32 protein-coding genes, 3 tRNA genes and 1 pseudogene are annotated in these 26,835 nt (G+C 72.3%); 11 read left to right on the top strand and 25 right to left on the bottom strand.

Annotation, left to right across the window (positions count from 1 at the left end; all coding sequences use genetic code 11):
• Positions 1–3: 3 nt before the first annotated feature.
• The 6 genes and pseudogenes from PP1_RS20555 to PP1_RS20530 form a co-directional block, all read right to left on the bottom strand.
• A pseudogene (locus tag PP1_RS20555) lies at positions 4–996 on the bottom strand (MCE family protein); the annotation flags it as partial.
• Positions 993–2,447 (bottom strand): MCE family protein, encoded by a 1,455-nt coding sequence (locus PP1_RS20550; RefSeq protein WP_010243256.1) that lies wholly within the window; start codon positions 2,445–2,447, stop codon positions 993–995. The gene PP1_RS20550 and the pseudogene PP1_RS20555, both read right to left, overlap by 4 nt.
• Positions 2,444–3,286, bottom strand: coding sequence for an MlaE family ABC transporter permease (locus PP1_RS20545; RefSeq protein WP_010243254.1), 843 nt, complete (start codon positions 3,284–3,286; stop codon positions 2,444–2,446). The genes PP1_RS20550 and PP1_RS20545 overlap by 4 nt, the downstream gene beginning before the upstream one ends.
• Before the next feature lies 1 nt (position 3,287).
• On the bottom strand, positions 3,288–4,067 hold the full coding sequence (locus tag PP1_RS20540; RefSeq protein WP_010243249.1) for an MlaE family ABC transporter permease: 780 nt from the start codon (positions 4,065–4,067) through the stop codon (positions 3,288–3,290).
• Positions 4,064–5,194, bottom strand: a complete 1,131-nt coding sequence (locus PP1_RS20535; RefSeq protein ID WP_010243247.1) for an ABC transporter ATP-binding protein — start codon at positions 5,192–5,194, stop codon at positions 4,064–4,066. Before PP1_RS20535 ends, PP1_RS20540 begins: the two co-directional genes overlap by 4 nt.
• Before the next feature lie 308 nt (positions 5,195–5,502).
• Complete coding sequence (locus PP1_RS20530) at positions 5,503–6,069, bottom strand: TetR/AcrR family transcriptional regulator (protein WP_010243246.1); 567 nt, start codon at positions 6,067–6,069, stop codon at positions 5,503–5,505.
• A gap of 189 nt (positions 6,070–6,258) precedes the next feature.
• Here PP1_RS20530 and PP1_RS20525 point away from each other — a divergent pair, with 189 nt between their 5' ends.
• The 3 genes from PP1_RS20525 to PP1_RS20515 are packed head-to-tail and all read left to right on the top strand — an operon-like array spanning position 6,259 to position 8,953.
• Positions 6,259–6,675, top strand: a complete 417-nt coding sequence (locus PP1_RS20525) for an SCP2 sterol-binding domain-containing protein (RefSeq protein ID WP_010243244.1) — start codon at positions 6,259–6,261, stop codon at positions 6,673–6,675.
• On the top strand, positions 6,672–7,940 hold the full coding sequence (locus tag PP1_RS20520) for a cytochrome P450 (RefSeq protein WP_010243242.1): 1,269 nt from the start codon (positions 6,672–6,674) through the stop codon (positions 7,938–7,940). The genes PP1_RS20525 and PP1_RS20520 overlap by 4 nt, the downstream gene beginning before the upstream one ends.
• On the top strand, positions 7,937–8,953 hold the full coding sequence (locus PP1_RS20515) for an LLM class F420-dependent oxidoreductase (RefSeq protein ID WP_010243240.1): 1,017 nt from the start codon (positions 7,937–7,939) through the stop codon (positions 8,951–8,953). The genes PP1_RS20520 and PP1_RS20515 overlap by 4 nt, the downstream gene beginning before the upstream one ends.
• Positions 8,954–8,969: 16 nt before the next feature.
• Here the strand turns inward: PP1_RS20515 and PP1_RS20510 are convergent, their stop codons facing one another.
• From PP1_RS20510 to PP1_RS20495, 4 genes are all read right to left on the bottom strand, one after another.
• Positions 8,970–9,872 carry an oxygenase MpaB family protein gene (locus tag PP1_RS20510; RefSeq protein WP_010243238.1) on the bottom strand — a complete coding sequence of 301 codons (903 nt, stop codon included), beginning with the start codon at positions 9,870–9,872 and terminating at the stop codon, positions 8,970–8,972.
• A gap of 11 nt (positions 9,873–9,883) precedes the next feature.
• Positions 9,884–10,864, bottom strand: coding sequence for a R2-like ligand-binding oxidase (locus tag PP1_RS20505; RefSeq protein WP_010243236.1), 981 nt, complete (start codon positions 10,862–10,864; stop codon positions 9,884–9,886).
• A 26-nt stretch (positions 10,865–10,890) separates the two neighbouring features.
• Complete coding sequence (locus tag PP1_RS20500; protein WP_010243234.1) at positions 10,891–12,000, bottom strand: NDMA-dependent alcohol dehydrogenase; 1,110 nt, start codon at positions 11,998–12,000, stop codon at positions 10,891–10,893.
• A 91-nt stretch (positions 12,001–12,091) separates the two neighbouring features.
• Positions 12,092–13,393 carry a sensor histidine kinase gene (locus tag PP1_RS20495; protein WP_010243232.1) on the bottom strand — a complete coding sequence of 434 codons (1,302 nt, stop codon included), beginning with the start codon at positions 13,391–13,393 and terminating at the stop codon, positions 12,092–12,094.
• 62 nt (positions 13,394–13,455) lie between these two features.
• Here PP1_RS20495 and PP1_RS20490 point away from each other — a divergent pair, with 62 nt between their 5' ends.
• From PP1_RS20490 to PP1_RS20480, 3 genes are all read left to right on the top strand, one after another.
• Positions 13,456–14,124: a response regulator transcription factor gene (locus PP1_RS20490; protein WP_010243230.1), complete on the top strand. Its 669-nt coding sequence runs from the start codon at positions 13,456–13,458 to the stop codon at positions 14,122–14,124.
• A gap of 156 nt (positions 14,125–14,280) precedes the next feature.
• Positions 14,281–14,691, top strand: a complete 411-nt coding sequence (locus PP1_RS20485; protein ID WP_010243228.1) for a hypothetical protein — start codon at positions 14,281–14,283, stop codon at positions 14,689–14,691.
• Positions 14,692–14,755: 64 nt separating this feature from the next.
• Positions 14,756–15,856, top strand: coding sequence for a CaiB/BaiF CoA transferase family protein (locus PP1_RS20480; protein WP_010243226.1), 1,101 nt, complete (start codon positions 14,756–14,758; stop codon positions 15,854–15,856).
• Between the two features lie 76 nt (positions 15,857–15,932).
• On the opposite strand, the gene rplA is transcribed toward PP1_RS20480, so the two are convergent.
• From rplA to rpmG (PP1_RS20410), 14 genes are all read right to left on the bottom strand, one after another.
• On the bottom strand, positions 15,933–16,658 hold the full coding sequence (gene rplA, locus PP1_RS20475) for a 50S ribosomal protein L1 (RefSeq protein ID WP_010243224.1): 726 nt from the start codon (positions 16,656–16,658) through the stop codon (positions 15,933–15,935).
• Between the two features lie 74 nt (positions 16,659–16,732).
• Positions 16,733–17,167, bottom strand: a complete 435-nt coding sequence (rplK, locus tag PP1_RS20470; protein WP_010243222.1) for a 50S ribosomal protein L11 — start codon at positions 17,165–17,167, stop codon at positions 16,733–16,735.
• Positions 17,168–17,238: 71 nt separating this feature from the next.
• Entirely contained in the window at positions 17,239–18,165 is a 927-nt protein-coding gene (gene nusG, locus PP1_RS20465) for a transcription termination/antitermination protein NusG (RefSeq protein WP_010243219.1), read from the bottom strand.
• A 58-nt stretch (positions 18,166–18,223) separates the two neighbouring features.
• Positions 18,224–18,571 carry a preprotein translocase subunit SecE gene (gene secE, locus PP1_RS20460; RefSeq protein WP_010243218.1) on the bottom strand — a complete coding sequence of 116 codons (348 nt, stop codon included), beginning with the start codon at positions 18,569–18,571 and terminating at the stop codon, positions 18,224–18,226.
• A 132-nt stretch (positions 18,572–18,703) separates the two neighbouring features.
• Positions 18,704–18,779 (bottom strand) — tRNA-Trp (locus PP1_RS20455).
• A 109-nt stretch (positions 18,780–18,888) separates the two neighbouring features.
• Positions 18,889–19,350 carry a MaoC family dehydratase gene (locus tag PP1_RS20450; RefSeq protein WP_010243216.1) on the bottom strand — a complete coding sequence of 154 codons (462 nt, stop codon included), beginning with the start codon at positions 19,348–19,350 and terminating at the stop codon, positions 18,889–18,891.
• Positions 19,347–19,799 (bottom strand): MaoC family dehydratase N-terminal domain-containing protein, encoded by a 453-nt coding sequence (locus tag PP1_RS20445; protein WP_010243213.1) that lies wholly within the window; start codon positions 19,797–19,799, stop codon positions 19,347–19,349. The genes PP1_RS20450 and PP1_RS20445 overlap by 4 nt, the downstream gene beginning before the upstream one ends.
• Positions 19,800–19,801: 2 nt before the next feature.
• Positions 19,802–19,969, bottom strand: coding sequence for a 50S ribosomal protein L33 (gene rpmG, locus PP1_RS20440; RefSeq protein ID WP_029240095.1), 168 nt, complete (start codon positions 19,967–19,969; stop codon positions 19,802–19,804).
• A gap of 43 nt (positions 19,970–20,012) precedes the next feature.
• Positions 20,013–20,088, bottom strand: a tRNA-Met gene (locus PP1_RS20435).
• A gap of 39 nt (positions 20,089–20,127) precedes the next feature.
• Positions 20,128–20,200: transfer RNA gene (locus PP1_RS20430), tRNA-Thr, on the bottom strand.
• Between the two features lie 122 nt (positions 20,201–20,322).
• Positions 20,323–20,628, bottom strand: a complete 306-nt coding sequence (gene rpsN, locus PP1_RS20425; protein ID WP_010243209.1) for a 30S ribosomal protein S14 — start codon at positions 20,626–20,628, stop codon at positions 20,323–20,325.
• Positions 20,628–20,864 (bottom strand): 50S ribosomal protein L28, encoded by a 237-nt coding sequence (gene rpmB, locus PP1_RS20420; RefSeq protein WP_010243207.1) that lies wholly within the window; start codon positions 20,862–20,864, stop codon positions 20,628–20,630. Before rpmB ends, rpsN begins: the two co-directional genes overlap by 1 nt.
• 3 nt (positions 20,865–20,867) lie before the next feature.
• Positions 20,868–21,110, bottom strand: coding sequence for a 30S ribosomal protein S18 (gene rpsR / locus PP1_RS20415; protein ID WP_010243205.1), 243 nt, complete (start codon positions 21,108–21,110; stop codon positions 20,868–20,870).
• On the bottom strand, positions 21,110–21,277 hold the full coding sequence (gene rpmG, locus PP1_RS20410) for a 50S ribosomal protein L33 (protein WP_010243203.1): 168 nt from the start codon (positions 21,275–21,277) through the stop codon (positions 21,110–21,112). The genes rpsR and rpmG (PP1_RS20410) overlap by 1 nt, the downstream gene beginning before the upstream one ends.
• Before the next feature lie 83 nt (positions 21,278–21,360).
• Between rpmG (PP1_RS20410) and mrf the strand changes: the two genes are divergently transcribed.
• The 5 genes from mrf to PP1_RS20385 all read left to right on the top strand — a co-directional run bounded on the left by mrf (position 21,361) and on the right by PP1_RS20385 (position 26,392).
• On the top strand, positions 21,361–22,593 hold the full coding sequence (gene mrf, locus PP1_RS20405) for a ribosome hibernation factor-recruiting GTPase MRF (protein WP_010243201.1): 1,233 nt from the start codon (positions 21,361–21,363) through the stop codon (positions 22,591–22,593).
• Entirely contained in the window at positions 22,593–22,763 is a 171-nt protein-coding gene (rpmF, locus tag PP1_RS20400) for a 50S ribosomal protein L32 (RefSeq protein WP_010243198.1), read from the top strand. Before mrf ends, rpmF begins: the two co-directional genes overlap by 1 nt.
• A 141-nt stretch (positions 22,764–22,904) precedes the next feature.
• The gene (locus PP1_RS20395; RefSeq protein WP_010243196.1) at positions 22,905–24,188 is read left to right on the top strand and encodes a cytochrome P450; all 1,284 of its coding nucleotides are present in this window, start codon (positions 22,905–22,907) and stop codon (positions 24,186–24,188) included.
• Entirely contained in the window at positions 24,185–25,867 is a 1,683-nt protein-coding gene (locus PP1_RS20390) for a class I adenylate-forming enzyme family protein (protein WP_010243194.1), read from the top strand. The genes PP1_RS20395 and PP1_RS20390 overlap by 4 nt, the downstream gene beginning before the upstream one ends.
• A 210-nt stretch (positions 25,868–26,077) precedes the next feature.
• Entirely contained in the window at positions 26,078–26,392 is a 315-nt protein-coding gene (locus tag PP1_RS20385; protein WP_139323965.1) for a hypothetical protein, read from the top strand.
• A gap of 6 nt (positions 26,393–26,398) precedes the next feature.
• Here PP1_RS20385 and PP1_RS20380 read toward each other — a convergent pair whose 3' ends face one another.
• On the bottom strand, positions 26,399–26,632 hold the full coding sequence (locus PP1_RS20380) for a hypothetical protein (RefSeq protein ID WP_139316882.1): 234 nt from the start codon (positions 26,630–26,632) through the stop codon (positions 26,399–26,401).
• Positions 26,633–26,835 lie beyond the last annotated feature (203 nt).

Genomic DNA, 26,835 nt, shown 5'->3' with positions numbered 1-26,835 from the left:
CTCCAGTGAGGTCGGCGGGAGGATCGGCGAGACGCCGATGTTCCCGTCGAGGCCGCACAGGTAGAAGTTGAACCAGCTGCCGTAGGAGCCGACCCGGGCGATCCGGTTCAGCTTGAACGGCGCGTACTCCAGGAACCGCTCGATCGCGGGCCGGCCCTGGTCGAGCTGGGTGGCCAGGTCGCCGAGGTTGCGGATGTCGTCGCGCAGCGCGGGCCGCGCGTCCTCCACGAACGACCCGGTGACCTGGGTCAGCGTGCCGATGGACTCGATCGCGTTACCGATCGGCTCACGGTCCTGGGCGAGTCCCGACACCACGGCCTGCAGCGAGCTGATCAGCTCGTTGAGCCCCTGGTCGTTGTCGTTGACCGTCTGCAGGGTCAGGTTCAGGTTGTCGATGACCTGCCCGATCACCTGGTCGCGGTCGGCGACGGAGTTCGTCAGCGACGACGTCGACGCGAGCAGCGACTGCACGGTGCCGCCCTCGCCCTGCAGGACCTGGACGATCTCCATCGACAGCTTGTTGATCTGGTCCGGGTCGAGTCCCTGGAACAGCGGCTGGAAGCCGTTGAACAGCACGGTCAGGTTGACCGCGGGCCGGGTGCGCTCCAGCGGGATCTGGCCGTCGGCGGGCAGCGTCTCACCGGTCGGGCCCGCGCCCTGGTCGAGCGCCAGGTAGCGCTGCCCGATGAGGTTCTTGTACTTGAGCGCCGCGTTGGTGGACGCGGGCAGCTGCGTGGACGAGTTCACGTCGAACTCGACCTCGGCGACGCGCCGGTCGACGATGCGGACGTCCTTCACCGACCCGACGACGACGCCGGCGATCCGGACGTCGTCGCCGGCCAGGAGGCCGGTCGCGTCGGTGAACCGCGCCGTGTACTCGGTGGTGTCGCCGCCACGGGCGTTCGCGATCGTCAGACCCAGGACCGTGGTCCCGAGCGCCGTGACCAGCGCGAACACCAGGAACTTGATCAGCGGGGAGAGCGGGAGCCTGCTCACGTCAGCGTCACCTCCGCCCCGCGCAGCAGCGGGCCGACCATCGTGCTGCTCCACGCCGGGACGGCCTCCGGGGAGCCACCCTGCTGCGCGGCCAGCAGCTGTGCGACGACCTGCTGCTCGCCGGGTGAGTTGGCGACGCCCATGTCGACGGCGCCGGACTGGTGCTCACCGCCGGTGTGCGAGCTCGGCTGGATGCCGGCCTGCCCGAGCGCCGTCGTCAGCGGGGGCAGGATCCCGGCGCCGTTCTGCGCGCTCTGGTCCTGGACCAGGCCGAAGCTGTCGGTGCCGTCGTAGGTGCCGAAGGTGTCGACGCCGAAGTCCTCCGGGTTGCCCATCGGCTGGCCTGCCGGGCCGGGGCCGGGCACCGAGCCGTCACGGAACGGGCCGTCCGGCGGGTACTGGGTGCCCTCCGGGACCGGGATCGGGTAGCAGCGCGGGCCGCGGTCGTCGCCGTACTCGGGCTCGTCCTGGTTCGGCAGGTACTTGCCCTTGCTGGCGACGATCTCCAGCGTGATGTTGAGGCCGACCCGGTCGGTGCCCGGCCGGAACGCGTCGTTGATCTTCGGGACCAGGTCGACGAGCTGGCGGGTCAGGCACGGGAACTCGGGCGAGTACCGGGCCAGGGTCTCCAGCGTGGGCCTGCTGGCGCTCGAGACGCCGATGATGTTGTCGCCGTTGGCGTCGAGGAAGGCCCGCAGGTCGTCGGACGCGCCGGTGACGGAGCGGTACAGGTTCCGCAGCCCCTCGCGCTTCTCGACGATCGTCCGGCTCGTGACGGTGAGGTCGTCGAGCGCGTCGAGCAGGTCCGGTGCCGCGGTGTTCAGGTTGTCCGAGAACGTCGCGAGCTGGCGGATGTCCTCCTGCAGGTCCGGCACCGCCGGGTTCAGGCCCTCGACCAGCGTGTTGAGCTGGGTCAGCGTCTGTCCCAGCTGGTCACCACGGCCCTGCAGCGCCTGGGACAGCGAGCTCAGCGTGGTCGCCAGGTCCTGCGGGCGGACGGTCTGCAGCAGCGGGAGGAGCTCGTCGAGCACCCGCTCGACCTCGATCGCGCCCTGGCTGCGGTCCTCGGGGATCACGTCGCCCGCGGTGAGGCGCGTCGTCGCCGGGGCCTGCGGCGGGACCAGGGACACGAACTTCTCGCCGAACAGCGTCTTCGGCAGCAGCTGCGCCTGGACGTTCTCCGGGATCTGGTCGATCAGCGCCGGGTTCATCGACATCTCGATGCTGGTCGTCTGCCCGTCCGAGGTGACCTGGTCGACCTCGCCGACGATGAGCCCGCGCACCTTGACGTCGGCGCGCTCCTGCATCTGGGTGCCGACCCGGGCGACGTTGAGGGTCACCGGGACGCCGGAGGAGAACAGGCCCGAGTACTGCGCGACGGCGAGGCCGAGCAGCACCACGATGACGGTGACGAACGCCAGGCCCTGGAGGACTCGCTTGGGGGACCTCATCCGGCCACCCGCACCGAGGTCGAGGTGCCGAACATGACCAGCGTGAGGAAGAAGTCCAGGATCGCGGTGCTCACGATGGACAGCCGCACCGCACGCCCGACCGCGACGCCGACGCCCGCCGGGCCGCCCTTGGCCGCGTAGCCGTAGTGACAGTGGATCAGGATGATCACCGTCGCGAAGACGATCACCTTCAGGTACGACAGCAGCACGTCGCTGACCGGCAGGAACAGGTCGAAGTAGTGGTCGTAGGTACCACCGGACAGTCCGTTGACCAGCGTGACGTTCAGCCGGGCGGCGGCGTAGCTCGCGAGCAGGCCCAGCGTGTAGATCGGGATGATCGCGACGATGCCCGCGATCACCCGGGTGGTGACCAGGTACGGCACCGAGGGCACCGCCATGACCTCCAGCGCGTCGATCTCCTCGGAGATCCGCATCGCGCCGAGCTGCGCGGTGAAGCCGGCGCCCAGCGTCGCCGTCAGCGCCGACGCGGCGACCAGCGGCGCGATCGACCGGGTGTTGAAGTAGGCGGTGATGAAGCCGGTCAGGGCCTCGACGCCGAGCGCGTCGAGCGCCCGGAAGCCCTGCAGGCCGACCAGCGAGCCGACGAACAGCGACAGCGACGCCATCACGCCGACCGTGCCCAGGATGACGATCAGCGCACCGGACCCGAAGGAGACCTCGGCCAGCAGCCGGGCGACCTCCTTGCGGTAGTCCTTGAGCGTCTTCGGGATCCAGACGATCGACCGGGTGTACAGCGAGAGCTGGTCGCCCAGCTCTTCGAGCTGGTTCAGCGGTGCCTGCGCCAGCCGGCGGGCCCGCGTGCCCAGTTGTGTGGCCATGTCAGAAGCCCTTCGGCGGGACGAGCTCGAGGTACAGGGCGGTGAGCACGAGGTTGATCAGGAAGACCAGCACGAACGAGATGACGACGGCCTGGTTCACCGCGTCGCCCACGCCCTTCGCGCCGGGGGGCGGGTTCAGCCCGCGGTAGGCCGCGACGACGCCGGCCACGATCCCGAACAGGAACGCCTTGATCTCCGAGACGACGATGTCCGAGACCTGGGCGATCGCCGAGAAGCTGCTGATGTAGGCCCCGGGCGAACCGCCCTGGATGATCACGTTGAAGAAGTAGCCGCCGCTCACGCCGACGCAGGTCGCCAGGCCGTTGAGCACCACCGCGGTGATGCCCATGGCGAGCACCCGCGGCACGACGAGGCGCTGGATCGGCGAGATGCCGAGCACCTCCATCGCCGCGATCTCCTCGCGGATGGTCCGCGCCCCGAGGTCCGCGCAGACCGCGCTGCCGCCCGCACCGGAGATCAGCAGCGCCGTGACGATCGGCGCCGCCTGCTGGACGATCGCGAGCACCGCACCGGCACCGGTCTGCGACTGCGCACCGAACTGGCGGGTGAGCTCGCCCAGCAGCAGCGCGATCGTCGCGCCGAACGGGATCGTGAACAGCGCGGTCGGGAGAGCCGAGACCTTGGTGACGAACCAGGTCTGCTCGATCAGCTCGCGGAGCTGGAACGGGCGCCGCAGCGACTGCTTCCCGATCTCGGCGCCGAGGCCGATGAACTTCCCGACCGGGGAGAGGACCCGGGTGACGGGGCTGGGCGCGGTCACCGGTCGCCGCCGGAGAGCTGGTGCCGCCCGGGCGGCGTGGTGTCGTCGGTGATCCGCGGGTGGATGTCGGTGGGCCGCTCGTCGGACCCGGCGCCGTCACGTGCGACCTCGCGGGTCGTGCCGTCGTTCGCGGGGAGGTCGGGGCGGGCGTGGCCGGACCCGCCTGCGGCCCCGTAGGACTCCCGGATCGCCCGCTGGGCGGGCTCGGGCAGCTCGTGCAGCATCGCCTCGACCCGCTCCCGGCGACGGTGCACCGCCTGCCGGTCGGGCATCCCCGACGACGCCTCGAGCTGCGGCTTGAGCGGCGGCAGGCCCTGCAGCTCCCCCGCCTCGGCCATCTCCCGTTCCGCCTGACCGGCGTCCTTCTCCTCCGACATCCCGATCGGCCCCTCACGGCGGCCGTTGAGGAACTGCGCGACCACCGGCTCCTCCGAGGTCAGCAGGACCTCCCGCGGACCGAACATCGCCAGGTGCTTGCGGTACAGCAGCCCGATGTTGTCCGGCACCGTCTGCGCGGTGTTGATGTCGTGGGTGACGATCAGGAACGTCGAGTCCGTCTGCGCGTTCAGATCGATGATCAGCTGGTTCAGGTACGCCGTGCGCACCGGGTCCAGACCCGAGTCCGGCTCGTCGAACAGGATGATCTCCGGCTCCAGCACCAGCGCCCGGGCCAGCCCGGCCCGCTTGCGCATCCCGCCGGAGATCTCACCCGGCAGCTTGCCCTCGTCGCCGCGCAGGCCGACCAGGTCCATCTTCTCCAGCACGATGTCGCGGACCTGGGCCTCGGACTTCTTCGTGTGCTCGCGCAGCGGGAAAGCGATGTTGTCGAACAGGTTCATCGACCCGAACAGCGCGCCGTCCTGGAACAGCACCCCGAACAGCTTCCGGATCTCGTAGAGCTTCGACTCCGTGCATCGGACGAGGTCGGTGTCGTGGATCATGATCGACCCCTTCTCCGGCTTGAGCAGCCCGATCAGGGTCTTCAGGAACACCGACTTGCCGGTACCCGACGGGCCCAGCAGCACCGACACCTCGCCCGGGGGCAGGGTCAGCGTCACGTCCGACCAGATGTTGGCCCGACCGAAGGACTTGGTCAGCCCCTCGACCTTCACCTCGACACCGGCCACGTGTCGCCTCCTCGCGCAATCGACCGTCGGTCCGCACCGGGGGCCCGGGTACGCGGGGAGCGCGGGCCACTCTTCGGTGCTGAACGGCACAACGAGACGGACGGCACCGGGTTACTCGGAGGTACCCCAGCCGTCCGGCCAGTTTCCATAACGTGCTCTACGTTATGGTGACGGTGCGTCAATCTTTGGTCACCGATGTAGCGGACCGTGGGTAACAGTTGCTCTCCGACGCCCATCGGACTGGTCCGAACGGCCTGATCGTCACCGATCGCCCCGTTCCGCACCGGCCGGGACACCCGGCCGGATGATCACCCGATCGGAGGCGTCACGGGCCGGAGATGTTCGGGCGCGTACGTGAGGATCAGGCGCTGGAAATCGTCGAACAGCACCCGGAGCAGGTCCCGGTCACGGGGGTCGCACGTCTGCTGGAAGCCGGCCATCAGCGAGATGCCGAGGACGGCGAGACGGTGCGCCTCCGAGCGGTCCTCGACGACGGCGCCGACGACCTGCTCGAGCGCGATCCGTCGCTGCACGTCGACCCGGGACTGGGCCCGGCCCACCTCGGCGTCGATCTGCGACCACGCGCGGATGGCCGCCTCGGCGTCGTGCCGGAGGTCGACCGTCAGCCGCTTCACCACCAGCATCCGCTCGACCGGGTCCGCGGTGGCCCTGGCCAGCTCGACCACCCGCTCGGTCTGCTCGGCCTCCCAGTACCGCAGCAGGCCGCGGACGAATCCCGCCCAGCCACCGAAGTGGTGGTAGAACGAGCCGCTCGTGACGCCGAGCGACCGGCACAGCGGGCCGATCTTGAGCCCGGCGGCCCCGTCCCGCGCGAGGATCGACATGGCCGCCTCGTAGTACTGCTCGGCGGCCACCTGCCGTCCCGCTCTCCTGGCCACCTCGCGCCGCCCCGCTCTCGTCGCGCCCCGTTCCGGAGCGACCACCCTGCCACGGATCCGGGCCCACCACCCCGCCCCGAGGGCGAGGGCCGTCCACCCGTTTGACAGTAACGTAGTCTACGTTATGTTCGGGACGACCGGTTCACACGACGACGTGGAGGACACGTGCCCGGCTTCGCCGACGAGGACGAGCTGTACCGCTACATCGGCGGAATCTTCGAGACCGCACTCGCCGATCCCGACCTGGAACCACGGCTGCGCGCCACCGGTCTGGTGCTGCGCCAGCAGTGCACCGACCCCGACTCCGCCCTGGTCATCGACCTCCCCGGTGGGAAGGTCTGGCGGGGATCGGACCCCGCCGCCCCGGACGCCCACGCCACGATGGCGATGGCGACCGCGACCGCCAACGCCTACTGGCAGGGCACGGTCAACCTCACGTTCGCCATGGCCCGCGGCACGGTGAAGGTCGAGGGGACCGTGACCAAGCTGTTGCAGCTGGCGCCCCTGGCGAAGCGGCTGTTCCCGGTCTACGCCGAGCGGCTGCGCGCCGACGGCCGCGACGACCTGCTGGTGGCGTCGTGACGGCCGCCCGGGCCCACGATCCCGTCGACATCTCCAGCCGGGCGTTCTGGGCGCGGCCACCGGACGCCCGCGAGGAGTCGTTCGCCGAGCTGCGCCGGGAACGCCCGCTGTCCTGGCACCCGCCGGCCGAGACCGACCTGCTGCCCGATCCGGACGCCCCCGGGTTCTGGGCGCTGGTCACCCACGCCGACATCACCGCGGTCAGCCGCGACGCCGAGACGTTCGCCTCCGGGCAGCGGTTCGGCGGGGTGATGCTCGAGGACGTCCCCGAGGACATGCTCGAGGCGGCGCACTCGATCCTCGCGATGGACGCGCCGCGGCACGTCCGCCAGCGCCGGGTGATCGCCTCGGTGTTCACCCCGCGCCGGGTCAAGCGGATCTCCGACCAGATCCGCGAGCAGGCCCGCCTGATCGTCGACGACCTGCTCGCACAGCCCGGTGAGGTGGACTTCGTCGGCGCGGTGTCCGCCCGCCTCCCGATGTGGACGATCTCGGAGATGATCGGCATCCCGGAGCCGGACCGGCAGCGGGTCGCGGACGCCGCCAACGCGATGGTCGGCTGGAACGACCCCGACTTCATCGGTGACGGCGACCCGATGGCCGTCCTGCTCGACGGGCTGATGACGCTGCACACCGCGTCGTTCGAGCTGTCGGCGCTGCGCCGCGAGGAGCCGGCCGACGACCTGATGACGGCGCTGGTGCAGGCCGAGGTCGAGGGGGCATCGCTCACCGACGAGGAGATCGCCGCGTTCTTCGTCCTGCTCTGCGTGGCGGGGAACGACACCACCCGGCAGACCGCGTCGCACGCGGTCCTCGCGCTCGACCGGAACCCGGAGCAGCGACGCCTGCTCGTCGAGGAGTTCGACGACCGGATCGGCCCCGCGGTCGAGGAGTTCGTGCGCTGGGCGAGCCCGGTGCTCACCTTCCGGCGGACGGCGACGCGCGACACCGAGATCCGCGGGCAGCGGATCGCCGAGGGCGAGCGGGTCGTGATGTTCTACCACTCGGGCAACCGCGACGAGTCCGTCTTCGCCGACCCGCACGCGTTCGACGTCACCCGCGCGGAGAACCCGCACGTCGGTTTCGGCGGCGGCGGGCCACATTTCTGCCTGGGCAGCCACCTGGCCCGGATGCAGCTGCGGTCGCTGTTCGGCGAGCTGCTGACCCGGGTGCCGGACCTGTCGGTCGGCGAACCCGTCTGGCTGGCGGGCAACTTCATCAACGGCATCAAGCGGCTGCCGGTGACCTTCGGGGAGGCGTCGTGAAGCTCGGTCTCGCGCTGGGGTACTGGGCGGCGGGCCCGCCCCGCGGCACCGCGGAGAAGGTCGCCGCCGCCGAGGACCTCGGCTTCGACTCGATGTGGACGGCCGAGGCCTACGGCTCGGACGCCTTCACCCCGCTGTCCTGGCTCGGGGCGCGGACCACGCGGATGCGGCTGGGCACCTCGGTCGTGCAGATGTCGGCCCGCACGCCGACCGCCACGGCGATGGCGGCGATGACCCTCGACCACCTGTCGGGCGGGCGCACGGTGCTGGGCATCGGCGCGTCCGGGCCGCAGGTGGTGGAGGGCTGGTACGGGCAGCCGTACCCGCGCCCGCTCGCCCGCACCCGCGAGTACGTGCGGATCCTGCGCGACACGATCGCCCGGGAGAAGGTCGTCTCCGACGGACCCGCCTACCCGATCCCGCACCCCGGCGGGACCGGCCTGGGCAAGCCGCTGCGGTCCACACTGCACCCGTACCGCACCGACCTCCCGATCCTGCTCGCCGCCGAGGGCCCGAAGAACGTCGCCCTCGCCGCGGAGATCGCCGACGGCTGGCAGCCGCTGTTCTACGCACCCCGCCACGACGCCCACTACCGCGAGTCGCTCGCCGCCGGCTTCGCCGCCCGCGGCGGGGAGCCGCCGGGCTTCGAGGTCGTCTGCATGGTCCAGGTCGTCGTCGACGACGACGTCGAGGCCGCCGCCGACCGCATCCGCCCGTTCCTCGCCCTCTACATCGGCGGGATGGGCGCGAAGGGCGCGAACTTCCACTACGAGGTGTTCGCCCGCATGGGCTACCCCGACACCTGCGCCCGCATCCAGGAGCTCTACCTGGCCGGGGACAAGGACGCGGCGGCGAAGGCCGTGCCGACGTCGATGGTGGAGCAGGTGGCGCTCGTCGGGCCGGAGGCGAAGATCCGCGAGGAGCTCCCGGTGTTCCGGGACTCCCTGGTCACGACCATGGTCGTGGACGGGTCGCCGGAGCACCTGCGCACGATCCGCGACCTGGTCGGCTGAGCCCGGCGAGCCCCGTTCAGACCGCGGTGTCGTGGGGCCCGTCGTGCCGGACCGGGCAGGTGGGGAACGTGCCGAGCTCCCGGACGTCGTAGCCGCTCGGGTAGCTGCGGATGTTGGGCGACTCCGTGACGGAGAAGGGCTCGGTCCGCACCGGCATCCGCCGTACGACGGCGCCCCGCGCCCGCAGGAGCAGGTCGGCGGCGATCCGGGCGGGCTTCGGCGGGAACGCGTACCCGAGGGCGTCGAGCAGCGGTGTGTCCATGAGGGACAGCACGAACCCGCGGCTCAGCGCCGCCGGCAGCAGGTGGTTCGGCGGGAACGTCGTCGCCAGCCCGAGGGTCGCGTCGGCCACGGCCCGGCCGCCCGGGTCGTAGCCGAAGTGCTCGGCCTCGTAGGCGTCGAGGAGGGCGTAGAACTCCTGCCAGGTCTCCGGGACGTCCCTGATCCCCATGTGCCTGCCGAGCCGCCGGTAGTAGTTCGCGGTCGCGACCCGCTCGACGTCGGTGTGCCGGCGCCAGCCCCACCGGTCCACCCACCGCAGCGGGACGACGACGAACGTCGCCAGCACGTAGCGCATGTCGTCGTTCGAGATGTCGTAGGACCGGTGCATCTGGTTCATCCGGCGGATCGCGGCCCGGCCCTCGACGTGGTCGAACCCGTTCGCGAGCACCGACTCCAGGATCAGGGCGGTGTCGTCGTAGCGCTTCTGCACCCGCCCGGTGAACTCGCCGGTGCCGGCGAGCAGCCGCCCGATCGAGGGCACGGCGTAGGTGCGGAACAACGCCAGCGACAGCGCCTGCTGGACGTCCCAGGGGAACTCCAGCCCGGACAGCGCCCGGTAGATCTCGACGTAGGAGACCTCCGGGTCCATCGCCGCGAGCTCGTCGCGCCGGTCGTACCGTCCGGGCCGGGTGTCCATCCTGGTTCCTCCTACGATGCGGCGGCCGCGGCGAGGATCCGCTGGTCCTCGGCGTGGAACCGCTCCTCGAGCCGCTCGGGTTCGGCGTCGGCGTCGATCGTGAGCAGGTCGGCGCCGCGGGCCGACTCGATGGCGCCCAGCCGTCGTCCGACCTTGTCCATGGCGTACTCGGCCAGCTCGTTCAGGTCGATCCCGAACGGCGCCTGCCCGTCCGGCCACCGGTCGACGGTGCCGGTGACGACACCCATCGCCGGAACCATGAGCTCCTGCATCCGGCCGTCGACGACGTCCCAGAGCGCGTCGTCGGCCGCGACGTGCCTGCGGCAGGTGAAGGTGCCCCAGGCCATGTGGCGGCGCTCGTCGTCCCCGATGTGCTTGATCACCTTCTGCATCCCGGGGAGGATCCCGCGCTCGGCGCAGATCTTGTGCCAGGTGAAGTAGCCGGTCAGCGCGAGCGTCCCCTCGACGACGTGGTTGTAGGTGACCGACGCGCGGAGCTGGTTGGCAGGGCTCGGGTCGTCCGCGAGCGCGTACAGGCTCTCCGGCAGCGCCCGGGTGAAGATCTCCAGGTAGTGCTCGTTGTGCTCGATGTAGGAGTGCAGGTCACCCGTCATCCCGACGGCGTCGAACCACAGCCGGAAGGCCTGGGTGTGCTTGGCCTCCTCGTAGACGAACTGGGTCAGGTACATCTCGTCGCCGAGCCTGCCCTCCGCGGCCATCGCGGCCACGAACGGCTGCAGGTCCTGCGTCACCGACTCCTCGCCGGCCATGAACTGCGCGGCGAGCGCGCAGGTCTGCCAGCGCTCGTCGTCGGTCATCGCCGCGAAGTCCTCGGCGTCCTGCGTGAAGTCGATCGCCGACGGGTCCCAGTGCTTCCCGTTGCCCTTGCTGAACAGCCGCATCGGGAACGAGTCGGCCCGCAGCCGTCCCGCGGACAGGCTCGCGAACCCGTCCCGCTTGCCGTGCTCGATGGTGCGCGTGGTGGTGGTCAACGCTCGGCCCCCTTGCCGTGGTCGCCTTACCGGTACCTGATCAGTCCCCTGATGTTGCGCCCCGACCGCATGTCCTCGTAACCCTCGTTGACCTGGTCGAGTGTGTACTCCCGGGTGATGAGCTCCCGGAGCCGGAGCTGCCCGAGGTTGTGCATCTCGAGCAGCCGCGGCACGTCGTGCTGCGCGGCCGAGCTGCCGAACAGTGCGCCGCGGATCTGCTTCTCGTAGAGGGTGAGGTCCAGCAACGACAGCGTCGCCGTCTCCTCCTCGGCGTTCGCCAGCGCGGTGACGACGACCCGGCCGCGCTTGCCGACCAGCTGCAGCAGCGGCTGCAGCTCGGCGCCGGCCGCGACGCCGGTGCACAGGATCGCGGCGTCCGCCATCTGGCCGCGGGTCACCTCGCTGACGATCTCCCAGGCCTCGTCGATGCTCGCCGCGACGTGCGTGGCGCCGAGCTCCCGCGCGCGCTCGCGCTTGAGCTCCACCGGGTCGACGGCGACGACGTACCGGCAGCCCGCGACCCGGGCGCCCTGCACGGCGTTCGCGCCGATCCCGCCGACACCGACGACCACGGCCGCGTCGCCGGCACGCAGCTCGGCGGTGCGCACCGCCGAGCCGAACCCGGTGGTCACGCCGCAGCCGACCAGTGCCGCCAGGTCCAGGGGGAAGCCCTCATCGATCTTCACGACGGACTTCACGGGGACCACGGTGTGCTTCGCGAACGTGCCGAGGAGGCACATCTGCCCGATGTCCTCGCCACGGGCGTGGAACCGGTAGGTGCCGTCGAGCTGCGGGCCCAGGGTGGCGCCCGCGCCGTCGTTGCACAGGTTCGGCAGGCCCTTGGCGCAGTACGGGCAGCGCCCGCAGGACGGCAGGAACGTCATGACGACCGGGTCGCCGACCTCCAGGTCGGTGACGCCCGGGCCCACCTCGATCACCCGGCCCGCGCCCTCGTGCCCGCCCACCATGGGGAGCACGGCCGGGAGGTCCCCGGTGACCAGGTGCTCGTCGGAGTGGCACAGCCCGGAGGCCGTCAGCTCCACCATCACCTCACCGGCGCTCGGCCCGTCGAGCTCGACCTCCTCGAGCTCCCACTTGCCGCCCGGTTCCCACAGCACCGCTGCCGTCGTCCGCATGGCGGCCGATGATGGTCCGCTCGCACCGGCGGCCACACCCGCCGTCCGCGCCACGGCTGGCCCCCGGGTGCCACCCGGCCGGCCGCGGGAGTCAGGCCGGTGGCAGCGGCAGGGTGAGCCGGGCGGTGAGCCCGCCGCCGTCGCGCGGGAGCAGGCTGAGCTCGCCGTCCATCGCCGACGCGAGCGCCTCGGCGATCCACAGACCCAGCCCCGCGGTGCCGCGCCGCTCCCCCAGCGCCACGCCCTTCGCCGTGACCACGCCCTCCTGACCCTCGGGCAGGCCGGGGCCGCGGTCGCGGACCTCGGCGGTGAGGGTGGCGCCGTCGTGTGCCAGGTGGAGGTCCACCGGCTCGTCGCCGCTGTGCCGGGCGGCGTTCTCGGCGAGGTTGGTGAGCAGCCGCCGCAGCCGCTGCGGGTCGCAGTGCACGGCGGCGTCGGGCGGTGTGACGACGGGGCGCCGCCGCTCCGCGGTGATCCCGGCCGAGTCGAGGACGGCGTCGGCGAGATCGGCGAGCGGGATCCGGCGGGGCCGGTTGCGGCCCAGCGGGCTGCCGTCGGCGACGGCGAGATCGGCCAGGCCGTCGAGCATGTCCTGCAGGTGGGCGGCGTGGTCGGCGAGCAGCCGCGATGCCGTCCGGGCGGCGTCACCGGTCAGCCGTTCCTGGGCGAGGTCGGCCGAGAGCGCGGTCAGGGAGGCGACCGGGGTGCGGAACTCGTGCAGCACGACCCGCGCCCCGTCGAGGCGAGCCCGGCTCTGCGAGACGATCCGGTCGCGCAGCTCCCGCTCGGACAGGTACCGCTCGTGCTCGCTCTCGGCACGGGCCCGGGTGGTGGCGATGTCGGCGAGCTGGCGTTCCAGCAGCCGGACCAGCACCCCGACGAGCACGGCCGTCGCGAACAGGAACCCGGTCCACCACACGCCGGCGACGACCCGGCCGAGCAGCGACGTGCCCGTGGCCGAGCCGAACAGCGCCGCCGCGGTGTACCCGGCCCCGAGCGCGAGGGCGGCGGCCCGCCCGACCCGGTCGCCGCCGCGCAGCGCGATCGCGATGACGACCAGCGGCAGGGTCGCGACCATCGGGCTCGCCAGACCGCCGGTCAGCCAACACGCGACGACGCCGAGCACCCCGTCCAGCCCGGTCAGCACGGCCGGCCGGACCGGCAGGGTCCCGCGCAGCACCGACATCGCCGCCAGCACCGCGGCGTAGACCGCCGTCAGCCCGATCAGCACCGTGGCGAGGACGACCCGCTCCCCGGCGAGCTCGGGGCGCAGCACGATCAGCACGACCGCCGCGAGCACCACGCACAACCGCAGGACGACGGCCGTGCGCTCCTCGGTCGTCCGCTCCGGTAGCTGGTCGGAGGGCCTGGTGGCGGCGGTGCTGGTGGTCATCCTGGACGGCCCCGCTCTCCCGGTGCGACGACGGCTGGCGCGCCCACACTAGGCTCGCGGCCGTGCCCGCCGAGCCGCACGTCGTCGTCATCGTCGACGACCACGCCCTCTTCTCCCAGGGGCTCGCCCTGCTGCTCGAGTCCCGCGCCGGTGACACCTTCCGGGTCGCCGGGTCGGCCACCGCCGGGGAGGAGGCGGTCGCGCTCGTCGGGAAGCACCGGGCGGGGATCGCGATCGTCGACCTGGCCCTGCCACCGCTCGGCGGGGTGGAGACCATCCGCCGGATCAAGGCCGCGTACCCCGCGACGAAGGTGCTCGCGCTGTCCGGCACCGAGGACCTCGACCTGGCCGCGGCGTCGCTGCGGGCCGGTGCGGACGGCTACCTCGGCAAGTCGGCGGACCCCGAGGTGCTCGTCGCGCCGCTGCTGTCGATCGCCGCCGGGGTGCGGGTGCTGCGGGCCGAGCTGCTCGACGCGCTGCTCGCGGCTTCCGACCGCACCGCCGACGGCCTGCTCGACCGGCTCGGTGACCGCGACATCGAGCTGTGGACACTGCTCGCCCGTGGCCTGGAGACCGCCGACATCGCCCGGCCGCTGCTGGTGAGCGAGCGCACGGCGAAGCGCATGATCGCATCGCTGCTGCACAAGCTGGGTGCGACGAACCGGATCGAGGCCGCCGCGCTGGCCGGGCGCTGCGGGCTGCTCGACGAGGACCCGGCCGACCGGCCCTGAGCCGTTCCGGGCGGGCCTGAGCCGTTCCGGGCGGGACGGCCCGGACGGGCCAGACGTGGCCCGGTGATCGGCTGGGCCGCGCCGCCCGCTGCCGCCAGACTCCCCCACGGTCACGGGCACGTCCGTGCCCGCCGCACATCTCGCGAGGAGGCGCTGATGGCCGTGTTCGCCGACGAGGCCGAGGTCTACGAGTACCTGGGCGGGGTCTTCCGGATCGGTCTGGAGGACCCGCAGCTGGTGGCCTCGCTGCAGCCGTCCGGGGTCGTCCTGCGGATCACCTACACGAAGCCGGACGCGGTGGTCACGGTCGACATGCCGAACTCCGAGCTGCACACCGGCGCAGGCAACGGCCCTGCGCCCAACATCGAGCTGTTCATGTCGGCCGACACCGGCAACAAGTTCTGGCTGGGGAAGGTCGTCCTGCCGGTCGCGATGGCCAAGGGTGACGTGCGGGCGAAGGGCCCGGTCTCGAAGCTGCTCAAGCTGCTCCCGCTGGCGAAGCAGCTGTTCGGGCCGTACAAGGCGAAGCTGGAGGCCGAAGGGCGGGACGACCTGCTGAAGGCCTGAGCCCGCCTGCACCGCGGCGCCGGGATACCGTCGCCGCGACGACACGCGACGAGGAGGTTGCCGGGTGACACGGGGCAAGGGTCCGCTGGCCGGACTGAAGGTGATCGAGCTGGCCGGGATCGGGCCCGGACCGCACGCGGCGATGATCCTCGGGGATCTCGGCGCCGACGTGGTCCGCATCGACCGGCCGTCCGGCGGGTTCTCACCGGGATCGGGCGACGCGCCCGACCCGACGGTCCGCGGGCGGCGCACCGTCACCGCGGACCTCAAGGACCCCGCGGGCCGGGAGACCGTGCTGCGGCTGGTCGAGAAGGCCGACGTCCTGCTGGAGGGCTACCGGCCGGGGGTCACCGAGCGCCTCGGCGTCGGGCCCGACGACTGCCGCACCCGCAACCCGCGGCTGGTCTACGGCCGGATGACGGGGTGGGGCCAGGACGGGCCGATGGCCCCCCGCGCCGGGCACGACATCAACTACATCTCGATGACGGGCGCGCTGCACGCCATCGGGCGTGCCGGTGAGCGCCCGGTCCCGCCGCTGAACCTGGTCGGCGACTTCGGCGGCGGCTCGATGCTGCTGGTCGTCGGCGTGCTGGCCGCGCTCTGGGAGGCCAGGGCGTCCGGTGAGGGCCAGGTCGTCGACGCCGCGATGGTCGACGGCGTCAGCGTGCTGAACCAGATGTTCTGGGGCTTCCTCGGGCAGGGCGCGTGGACCGACGAGAAGGACTCCAACCTGCTCGACGGGCACGCCCCGTTCTACGACACCTACGCCTGCGCCGACGGCGGGTACATGGCCGTCGGGGCGCTGGAGCCGCAGTTCTACGCCCAGCTCCTCGCCGGTCTCGAGCTGACCGACGACGAGCTCGGCCACCAGTACGACCGGGCGGGCTGGCCCGCGATGCGGGCCCGCTTCACCGAGGTGTTCGCGTCGAAGCCGCGGGACGAGTGGGCCGCGGTCTTCGAGGGCACCGACGCCTGCACCACCCCGGTACTCTCCTTCGGCGAGGCCGCCGAGGACGCGCACCTGGCCGCGCGGGGCACGATCGTCACCGCGGACGGCGTCCCGCAGGCCGCGCCCGCGCCCCGGTTCTCCCGGACCGGCACCGCGACCGCGACGCAGGGCACCGGCCCGGAGGACGTCGACGCCGTCCTCGCCGACTGGGTCTGAGCGCACCGCCCCGGCACACGACGACGCCCCCGGCTCCGCGAGCGGAACCGGGGGCGTCGTGCGTGGTGCCAGGAGATCAGACCGTCTCCTCCGCGTCCTCCGAGAGGAGGTTGCGGGTGCGGTTCGGGTCGACCGGGATGCCCGGGCCGGAGGTCGTCGAGAAGGTGATCTTCTTGACGTAGCGGCCCTTGGCGGCCGACGGCTTGAGCCGCATGATCTCGTCGAGGGCGGCGCCGTAGTTCTCCACCAGCTTGTCGGTGTCGAACGAGGCCTTCCCGATGATCATGTGCAGGTTGGCCTGCTTGTCGACCCGGAAGCTGACCTTGCCGCCCTTGATCTCGTTGACGGCCTTGGTGACGTCCGGGGTGACGGTGCCGGTCTTCGGGTTCGGCATCAGGCCACGCGGGCCCAGGATGCGCGCGATCCGGCCGACCTTGGCCATCTGGTCCGGGGTCGCGATGGCGGCGTCGAACTCGAGCCACCCGCCCTGGATCCGCTCGATCAGGTCCTCGGCGCCCACGGCGTCCGCACCGGCGGCCTCGGCCTCGACGGCCTTGTCACCGGTGGCGAACACGATCACCCGGACGGACTTGCCGGTACCGTGCGGCAGGTTCACGGTCCCGCGGACCATCTGGTCCGCCTTCCGGGGGTCGACACCCAGCCGCAGCGCGACCTCGACGGTCGAGTCGGTGTTGCGGCTGGAGGTGTCCTGGGCCAGCTTGGTCGCCGCGAGCGGCGAGTAGAGGCGGTCCGCGTCGATCTTCGCGGCGGCCTCGCGATAGGCCTTGCTGCGCTGTGCCATCTGTCCTCGTCTCCTTGGAGGTCAGGTCGTGGTTCGAGCCGCGCCCGGCTCTCCCACGCGTACGGGAGGGTTCGTCAGCCGTCGACCGTGATGCCCATCGACCGGGCGGTGCCGGCGATGATCTTGGCGGCCTGGTCGAGGTCGTTGGCGTTGAGGTCCCTCATCTTGGTCTCGGCGATCTCGCGGACCTGCGCCATCGTGACGGTGGCGACCTTGGTCTTGTGCGGCTCGCCGGAGCCCTTGTCGACGCCCGCGGCCTTGAGCAGCAGCTTCGCCGCCGGCGGGGTCTTGAGCTCGAAGGTGAACGAGCGGTCCTCGAACACGGAGATCTCGACCGGCACGACGTTGCCGCGCTGGGCCTCGGTCGCCGCGTTGTAGGCCTTGCAGAACTCCATGATGTTCACGCCGTGCTGACCCAGCGCGGGGCCGACCGGCGGGGCCGGCGTCGCGGCGCCGGCCTGGATCTGGAGCTTGATGATCGCGGAGAGCTTCCGCTTCTTGGGGGGCATGTCCTGGTCCTGTCGTGATCGATGTGCGCGCCGCGCGGCCCTGCCTCGCCACGGGCGTCCTCAGCGGTGCCTCAGATCTTGGAGACCTGGTTGAACCCGAGCTCGACCGGGGTCTCCCGGCCGAAGATCGAGACCAGCACCTTGAGCTTCTGGGCGTCGATGTTGACCTCGCTGATGCTCGCGGGGAGCGTCGCGAACGGCCCGTCCATGACGGTGACCGACTCGCCGACCTCGAAGTCGACCTCGACGGTGGAGGATCCACCGGTGGTGGCGGCGGCGCCTGCGGCAGCCGGCTTGCCCGCCTCGGCCTCCTTCTTGGGGGCCTCGGTCTTGGGCAGCAGGAACTTGACGACCTCGTTGACGGTCAGCGGCGACGGCTTGGACGTGGCACCGACGAAACCGGTCACGCCCGGGGTGTTCCGCACCGCGCCCCAGGACTGGTCGTTCAGCTCCATCCGCACCAGGATGTAGCCGGGCAGCACCTTGCGCTGGACCTTCTTGCGCTGCCCGTTCTTGATCTCGGTGACCTCTTCGGTCGGCACCTCGACCTGGAAGATGTAGTCCTCGACGTCGAGGGTCTGTGCTCGCGTCTCGAGGTTCGACTTCACCTTGTTCTCGTAGCCGGCGTACGAGTGGACGACGTACCAGTCGCCGGGGGCGCGGCGCAGCGCAGCGCGCAGCTCCTCCTCCGGGTCGACGTCCTCCGCCGGCTCGTCGGCCGCGGGCTCGTCGGTCGCGGTGTCGTCGCTCTCGTCGGTCGCGGCGTCGGCGGCCGGCTCGTCGCCCGCACCGTCCAGCGTCTCCGCGGCGGCACCGGCGGTCGACTCGTCGTCGGCGGCGGTGTAGTCGCCGGAGACGGCGTCGTCACCGTGGGCCGCCTCGGTGTCGGCGTCCTGGACGGACTGCTCGGGCAGCGTCTCGTCGGCCGTGTGCTCGGCGACGGCGTCGAGCGCGGCCTCGTCGGCCGTCTCGTCGTACGCGTTGCTGTCGGAGGTCACGTCCTACTCGCTTCCTTATCGGTGTCGGGTCGTCACCGGTCGGTCCGGTCCGCTCGCGTCAGTTGCCGAACAGCAGCGCGACGCCCTCGGCGAACGCCGAGTCGAGCAGGAACACCAGGGTCACCATGAACGTCACGAAGACGAGGACGGCGATGGTGTACTTGACCATCTGGGAACGGTTCGGCCAGATGACCTTGCGGAGCTCGGCGACGACCTCACGCAGGAAGCGGGCGATCCGCGCGAACGGCGACGCCTTCTTCTCCTTGGTGGCCGTCGCCCGGGTCGGGGTGACCCGCCCCTTGGACGGGGTCTCACCCGATCCGGACCGGGCTGCCCGCCGCCCACGACGGTCGGCGGCGTTGCTCGGGCGCTCCTGCCCGGACCCCGGCTCGTGCTCGTCGCTCACGCGTTCGCCCTCCGCACGCGGCGGACGTCCGCCCGCCCTTCGGTCACGTCCTCCTCCTGAGGAGAACCTGCTCTGCTTCGCCGTTCGTGCCGTCGGCCGCGCCACCGTGCCATCCGGTGACCTGCGGCGTCGTGGCAGGGGTGACAGGACTTGAACCTGCAACCTGCGGTTTTGGAGACCGCTGCTCTGCCAATTGAGCTACACCCCTTTGCCCCGATCCACCCCTAGAGGCGGTGGGACGGGCACGACCGATCATCCGGCGCACCCGGCTGGTTCGAGTGTACGCACCCGCCGTGGCGGGCCCGCACCCCGGGTCCTTATCGGTCCGGCGCCGACGGCAGCAGGACCTCGGCACGGGCACGGCCCAGCACCGTCTTCCCGTCGAACACGGCCCGGAGGTCGACGACGGCGACCCGGCGGTCACCGTCCTCCCGGACCTCGGACACCGTGCCGCCGAGTTCGACGGTGGCGCCGGTGTCGTCGTCCGGGACGACGACGGGGCGCGTGAAGCGGGTGCCGTAGCTCAGCACGGCCGCGGGGTCGCCGGTCCAGGCGGTGAGCACGCGGGCCGCGAGCGCCATCGAGAGCATCCCGTGCGCGATGACGCCGGGCAGGCCCGCGGCGGAGGCGATCCGGTCGCTCCAGTGGATCGGGTTGAGATCACCCGACGCCGCGGCGTACCGGACGAGGTCCGAGCGCGTGACCTGCACCTGGAACGACGGCAGGTCGTCGCCCTTCTGCACCGCTGCGGCGGTCTCCGGGGTCAGTCGGCCGGTCATTCGCCGGCCTCCCCGGCGGGCGAGACGAGCATGCTGCGCGTGGTGGCGACCGGCTCGCCCGTGGCGTCGGACACCTCACAGCGCAGGGTCAGCATGTGGTTCCCGGCACGGGTGCGGAGCTCGTCGACGTGCACGACCGTGGTCAGCTCGTCGCCGGCGCGGATCGGCCGACGGTACGCGATGTGCTGGTCACCGTGGACCATGCGGGTGTAGTCCCAGCCGAACGCGGGGTCCTTCAGGAACTCCTCGATGACCGGCATGGTGAAGCAGACCGGGAACGTCGGCGGGGCGACGAGATCGGGGTGCCCGGCCGCGCGAGCGGCGTCGAGGTCGTGGAACAGCGGATCGCCGTCACCGATGGCGACGGCGAACTCGCGGATCTTCTCCCGACCGACCTGGTACGGCCCGACCGGGTCGAGCTCATGCCCGACCCAGGACTGGTCGACCACGCTCAGCGGGTCTCGCGGTGCGCCCGGTGGGTGCCGCAGTTCCGGCAGAACTTCTTGATCTCGAGCCGGTCGGGGTCGTTCCGCCGGTTCTTCTTGGTGATGTAGTTGCGGTTCTTGCACTCCTCGCAGGCCAGAGTGATCTTCGGCCGCACGTCCGTGGCCTTGGCCATCGCGGGTGCCTCCCAGCAGGATGATCGGAATACTTCGCCAACGTGGTGACGATGGCCGGACTTGAACCGGCGACACAGCGATTATGAGCCGCTTGCTCTACCAACTGAGCTACACCGTCATACAGAGCTCGCCTGTGTCAGCTCTGAAGTTCAGTCAGAGCCCCCTTACGGAATCGAACCGTAGACCTTCTCCTTACCATGGAGACGCTCTGCCGACTGAGCTAAGGGGGCGGCAGCGGTCAGCGGGAGTGGTACTGCGCTCTCCGCTCACCGACTGGAAGAACTTTACACGGCGGTTCCGGGGCCCCGATCCGGGGGTCCCCGGAACCCTGTCCGCGCTGGTCAGGCCGGTTTCACCAGCTCGACTTCCGGACGCCGGGCAGCGCCCCGTCGTGGGCCAGCTCCCGCAGCCGGACCCGGGACACCCCGAACTTGCGGAGGTGCCCCCGCGGACGGCCGTCGACCGAGTCGCGGTTGCGGACCCGGGTGGCACTGGCGTCCCGAGGCTGGCGGCGGAGCTCGGCGGCCGCGGCCGCCCGCTCCTCCTCGGTCGCCGACGGGCGCGCGATCACCGCCTTGAGCTCGGCCCGCCGCTCGGCGTACCGCGCGACGATCTCCTTGCGGCGTTCGTTCTTGGCGATCTGCCCCTGCGTGGCCATCAGACCCTCACCCCGTTCGCGCGGATCCGGGCGACGGCCGCGGGCACGCCGATCCGGTCCACTGTTTTGATCCCCTTCGCCGAGAGGCTCAGCCGGACCCAGCGCCCCTCGTCGGCGAACCAGTAGCGCTTCGACTGCACGTTCGGGTCCCAGCGCCGGCTCGTCCGGCGGTGGGAGTGGGACACGGCCTTCCCGAACGACGGCTCGCGGCCGGTCAGGTCACAACGACGCGACATCGGTCACCGCCCCGCGCGCGGGTAGGGCAGCAGGGCCATCTCCCGCGCGTTGCGGATCGCGAGCGCCACCTGTCGCTGCTGCCGGCCCGTCAGCCCGGTCACCCGGCGGGCCCGGATCTTGCCGCGGTCCGAGATGAACGTGCGCAGCAGCGCCGCGTCCTTCCAGTCCACGTGCTCGATCCCGCGGACCTTCAGCGGGTTGGCCTTGCGGCGGGCCGGGCGCAGCGTCGTCTTCCGGGACGGCATCAGCGCTCCTCCTTGAACTCGACGTGGCGGCGCAGCTTCGGGTCGTACTTGCGCAGGACCAGCCGGTCCGGGTCGTTCCGCCGGTTCTTGCGGGTCACGTAGGTCGTGCCGGTGCCGGCCGTCGACCGCAGCTTCACGATCGGCCGGACGTCGGTCGTCTTCGCCATCGGAGCCCTCCTCTCAACATGGGAATCGTTTTCGTTTACGCTACACCCGACCGTCATCAGGCCCGAGCCCCGGGAGGGAAGTCATGACCGAGCTGGTGGTCCTGTGCGGGACCGTGCGCGACGGGGTCGAGCGGACGATCGGACGGATGCGGGAGCTCGACCCGGGCGTCGTCGTGCTGCACCACGAGCTGCACGACCTCGGCCGCGGCCGGGTGCACCGGCGCCTGCGCCGCGGTGCCGACGACGAACGCACCGTGCTGGAGCTGGCACACGGCTGCGTGAGCTGCACGATCCGCGAGGACGTCCTGCCGACGCTGGCCGCGCTGACCGGCACGGTGGACCGGGTCGTCCTGCACCTTGACCCGCGCCTCGAACCCGAGCCGGTCTGCTGGGCACTCGGGGCGGTGCTGTTCGAGCCGGGCGACGGCCGTGCTGCCTGCACCGCGGCCGACCTGGTCGACCTGCGCGGTGTGGTCGCCGTGCTCGACACCGACACCTGGCTGGACGACGCCACCGGCGACGCGACCCTGCCCGAGCGCGGCCTGAGCACCCTGCCCGACGACGAGCGCACGGTCGCCCAGCTCGCCGTCGGCCAGGCCGAGTTCGCGGACGTCGTCGTGACGGCCGGAGGGCCGGCGACCGGGCGGACCGCGGCCGTCCTGGACCGGCTCGCCCCCACCGCGCCGCGGCTGACCGCCGACACCGCCGACCACCGGTTGTTCTGCGACGGGCTCGCTCCGGACGCGCGCCGCGGCGTCCCGGGCGGGGTACACGATCCGCTGTTGCGCGGCACCCCTCCGCTGGAGGAGTCGGGCGGCGTCCGCACGCTGCTGTTCTCCGAGCGCAGGCCGTTCCACCCGGACCGCCTGCACGACGCGATCGACTCGCTGCTCGACGGCGTCGTGCGGACCCGGGGACGGGTCTGGCTGGCCACCCGGCCGGACGCCGTCCTCTGGCTGGAGAGCGCGGGCGGGGGGCTGCGGATCGGGCACGCCGGCGACTGGCTGGACGGCGCCGACGAGCAGGCCTGGGCCGAGGCGGGCGACCAGCGGCGGGCGATGGCGGCCCTGTCCTGGCACCCGCGCTGGGGTGACCGGGCCCAGGACCTCGTGGTGCTGTGCCACGAGGCCGACCCCGACGACGTCGACGCCGCCCTGCGTCTCGCCCTGCTGACCGACGCCGAGATCGCCGCCGGCGAGGCCGCCTGGGCCGAGCTGCCCGATCCCTTCGGCTGGGCCCACGACGAACCCTGCGCGGACCCCGAACCGGCGCGCAGCGACCCGACCACCGGAACCGATCGAGAAGGAGAGCACTGATGGCCGTCCCCAAGCGGCGGATGTCGCGCGCGAACACCCGGCACCGCCGGTCGCAGTGGAAGGCCGAGACGCCGGACCTCGTGCCGCTCACCCTGGAGGGGCGCCGGCACCTGGTGCCGCGCCGGCTCGTCCCCGCCTACCGCCGCGGCCTGCTGCCACCGCCCTCCTGAGGCGTTCCCGCCCGAGGGCGGGGGCGGACCGGAGACCCTGTCCCCTCCGGTCCGCCGGTGGCACGCCCGGGCCGTGACGCGCGCCACGCACGCTGCCTAGCCTCGGACTGCCGCGCCTGCGCGGCAGGAGGGACGGCGACGATGCCGGACGCGACCACCCACCCGTTCGACCTCTCGGACATCGACGGCGCCTGGACCGCCCCGATCCGCGAGCGCGCCGCCGGGTTCGCGGCCCTGCGCGAGGCGCCCGGCATCCCCTGGTTCGAGCAGCCGCCCTCGCCCGTCCCCGATCCGGGCCCCGGCTACTACGCCCTCACCCGTTACGACGAGATCGTCGAGGCGAGCCGCGCACCGGGCGTCTTCCGGTCCGGGCCGGGCGCGACGTCGGTCGCCGACATGCCGCCGGCGTTCCTCGAGTTCTTCGGCTCGATGATCAACGCCGACGACCCGCGGCACGCGCGGCTCCGCCGGATCGTCTCCCGCGGTTTCACCCCGCGACGACTCGCCGACCTGCAGGGCAGCATCGAGCAGGGAGCCCGCGAGATCGTCGACGACCTCCTGGCCGCCGGGGAGTGCGAGGGCGTCGAGACCGTCTCCGCGCGGCTCCCGCTGCGGACGATCTGCGACATGATGGGCATCCCGGCCAGCCACCACCGGTTCGTCTACGACCGCTCCAACGTGATCCTCGGCGCCGGCGACCCGGAGTTCGTGCCCGAGGGCACCGACGTCACCACCGCCCTGCTCACCGCGGGCGGCGAGCTCGCCGCCCTGATGCGCGAGCTCGGCGACGCCCGGCGGGCCGACCCGACCGGCGACGTCACCTCCGCGCTGGTCAACGCCGAGATCGACGGCGAGCGCCTCACCCCGGACGAGCTGGCGAGCTTCTTCGTCCTGCTCGTCGTCGCCGGCAACGAGACCACCCGCAACGCCACCAGCTGGGGTCTGCAGCTGCTGACCGACCACCCGGACCAGCGGGCCGCCTGGCTCGCCGATCCGGAGGGGGTGACGGCGACCGCCGTCGAGGAGATCGTGCGCTGGGCCTCGCCGGTGATCTACATGCGCCGGACGCTCTCCGAGCCCGCGGTGCTCGGCGGCACCGAGCTGCCCGCCGGGGCGAAGACGGCGTTGTTCTACTGGTCGGCGAACCGCGACCCCGCGGTGTTCGGCCGGGACGGTGCCGATCCCGAGGCCTTCGACGTGCGTCGCGCCCCGAACCCGCACCTCGGGTTCGGTGGTCCGGGCCCGCACTTCTGCCTCGGCGCGCACCTGGCCCGACGCCAGCTGACCGTGCTGTTCACCGAGCTGCTGCGCCGGGCTCCGCGGGTGGCCGTCACCGAGGAGCCGCGCCGGCTGCGCTCGATGTTCATCAACGGGATCACCCGGTTGCCACTGACCGCCGACGCCGGAAAGGCCGTGCTCGCATGATCGTCCGCTCCCCCGCTCCCGCCCTCGACGTGCCGGCCCTGCCGGCCGGCGCGCAGCTGCGCGGTGCCGCCGCCGCGTTCGGCGACGCCCCGGTGCTCCACCACGCCGGGCACGAGCTGTCGTTCGCCGGGCTGCTCGCCCGGGCATCGTCGTTCGCGCACGCGCTGCACGCCGACGGCATCGGCCGCGGCGACGTCGTCGCCCTGCACCTGCCGAACTGCCCGCAGTACGCGGTCGCCTACTGGGGCACGCTGCTCGCCGGGGCGACCGTGACCCCGGCGAACCCGCTGCTGGCCCCCGCCGATCTCGGGGCCCAGCTCGCCGACTCCGGCGCGGTGGCCGCCCTGTCGTGGGGCGCGGCGCTGCCCGCGCTGCTCGCCGCGCGGCCCGGGACCGCGCTGAAGCGGGTCCTCGCGACGGGACCGGGTGAGGTGCCCGCCGACGTGACCGACCTGGACGCGTTCCTCGAGGGCCGGCCCACGGCCCCGCCCGGCACCGACCTCGATCTCGACCCGGCCACCGATCTCGCGCACCTCGCCTACACCGGCGGGACGACCGGCCGGTCCAAGGGCGTCCGGGTGACCCACCGGAACGTGCTGACCAACGCGTTGCAGTCCGCCTGCTGGGGAACCGGCGCGAGCCCGGGTGTCCGGGACACCGCGCACGGCCCCGGCGTCGTGCTGGTCGATCCCGGCCCGCCCGAGGAGTTCCCGACGCCCCTCGGTTCCGGCCGCGCGATCGGCATCGCGCCGTGGTTCCACGCGATGGGCACGATCGGCGGGCTGAACGTGCCCCTGCTCGCCGGGAGCCTGACGATCGTGCACGGCCGCTTCGACCCGAAGGCGTACCTCGCCGACGCGACCCGGTTCGCGGTCACGTCGATGTCCGGGGCGCCGCCGGTGTACGCCGCGCTGCTCGCCCACCGCGCCGCCGCCGGGGACCTGTCCTCGGTCCGGTCGTTGACCTCCGGGGCGGCGCCGCTGCCCACCGGGATCATCGCCGGGCTGCGGGAGTGGCTCGGCGACGACCTCGCGATCAGTGAGGGGTACGGCCTCACCGAGGTCACGATGGCCGCCACCCTCGGGCCTGCCGGGCGCTCGGCGCCGCGCCGGCCGGGCACCGTCGGGCTGCCGGTCGCGGGGACGGAGATCCGGATCTCCGGCCACGACGGCGAGGAGCTCGGGCCCGGCGCGGAGGGCGAGGTGTGGATCCGCGGTCCGCAGGTCACCGGCGGCTACCTGGGCCGGCCCGCGGACACGGCGGCCGCCTTCGACGGCGACGGCTGGCTGCACACCGGCGACGTCGGCGTCCTCGACGACGACGGCTTCCTCCGGATCGTCGACCGGCTCAAGGACATGCTGCTCCACAAGGGCTACAACGTGTACCCCCGCGACCTGGAGGAGCGGTTGCTCGCCGTGCCCGGCGTGACGGGCGCCGCGGTCGTCGGCCGGCCGGCCGGGGTGGCGGGCGAGCGTCCGGTCGCGTTCCTCACCGGGCCCACCGAGGCCGACGCCCGCGCCGCCGTCGACGAGCTGAACGCCCGGCTGCTGCCCTACCAGCGCCTGCGCGAGGTGCACGTGGTGGAGGCGATCCCGGTCTCCGCGGCGGGCAAGGTGCTCAAGCGGGAGTTGCGCGACCAGCTGGCCGGGATCCCGGAGCAGGGTGCCGCATCGGAGTGACAAGGCGTGACTCGTAGTCACGTTCCGATCGGCGTACGGGTGTTCCCGTCAGCCACACGGGTGGAGTAGTCACTCCGACGATTGGCGGATGCCGTCACCGGATAACAAGGTGAACGTCCGACACGACAAGACGGGCAGAAGCAGGAACCGGCGGCGCGCACCGGGTCCCGAAGAACCCGTATCGACTCCCCCGAGATCGTGGTGATCGTCATGTCCGCGCCCGTCGTCCGCATCCCGAGCCCGCGCCGTCCCGTCGGATCCGTCGGACCGGTCCCGCAGATCCCGCAGGTCCCGGCCCCGCGACCGGCCCCGGAGGCCGGCCACCGAGCCGGCGCACCCGGCCGGCACCGGGGCACGGCGCGACCGGTCACCACGGCGGCACGGACGTTCACCGTCCTCGCCCGGGCCGGCAGCCTCACCACGCTGGCCGCGATGGTCGTCCTCGCGGCCGCCGTCGCCGGGCTCGCCGACGGCGAGCCGCCGGCCGACGGTACGGGCGAGGCCGCCGTCAGCACCCCGCGCTGAGCGGGCTCAGGCGGCGTCCGTGCGGGACTCCTGCTGCCCTGCGGGCTGCGACTTGAGGACGTGCTCCATCAGCTCGCCGACGAGACGGTTCCCGCCGAGCCGGTAGCCGAAGTCCTCCCAGGCGAGGAGCTCCCGGGAGATCAGTTCGCCGACCGGGCCGGGGTACACCCGGGTGGCACGGAACGCGGCTGCCCGCATCCGCATCTTCTCGTGGTGCTCCATGGGCGCCGGTGCGCTCATGCCCTCACCTCCGCTTTGGGGGACTCGACTTCGGCGCGCTCTCCGCGCTGAGGTGCCCGCCGTCCTCATGGTGACGGACGATCCGCGATTCGCACGCAGAAGTGCGCTGCGTCTCAATCTGCACGTCACCGCACGGTTGACGGCACGTTGAGCAGGTGTTGCCCGGATGATCACAGGTCCCGCCGGGCCTCGTGACTACGGTG

Origin of the sequence: Pseudonocardia sp. P1 (assembly GCF_000178675.2) — a bacterium.
Classification (GTDB): domain Bacteria; phylum Actinomycetota; class Actinomycetes; order Mycobacteriales; family Pseudonocardiaceae; genus Pseudonocardia.
This window is presented reverse-complemented; position numbering and strand designations above follow the sequence as displayed.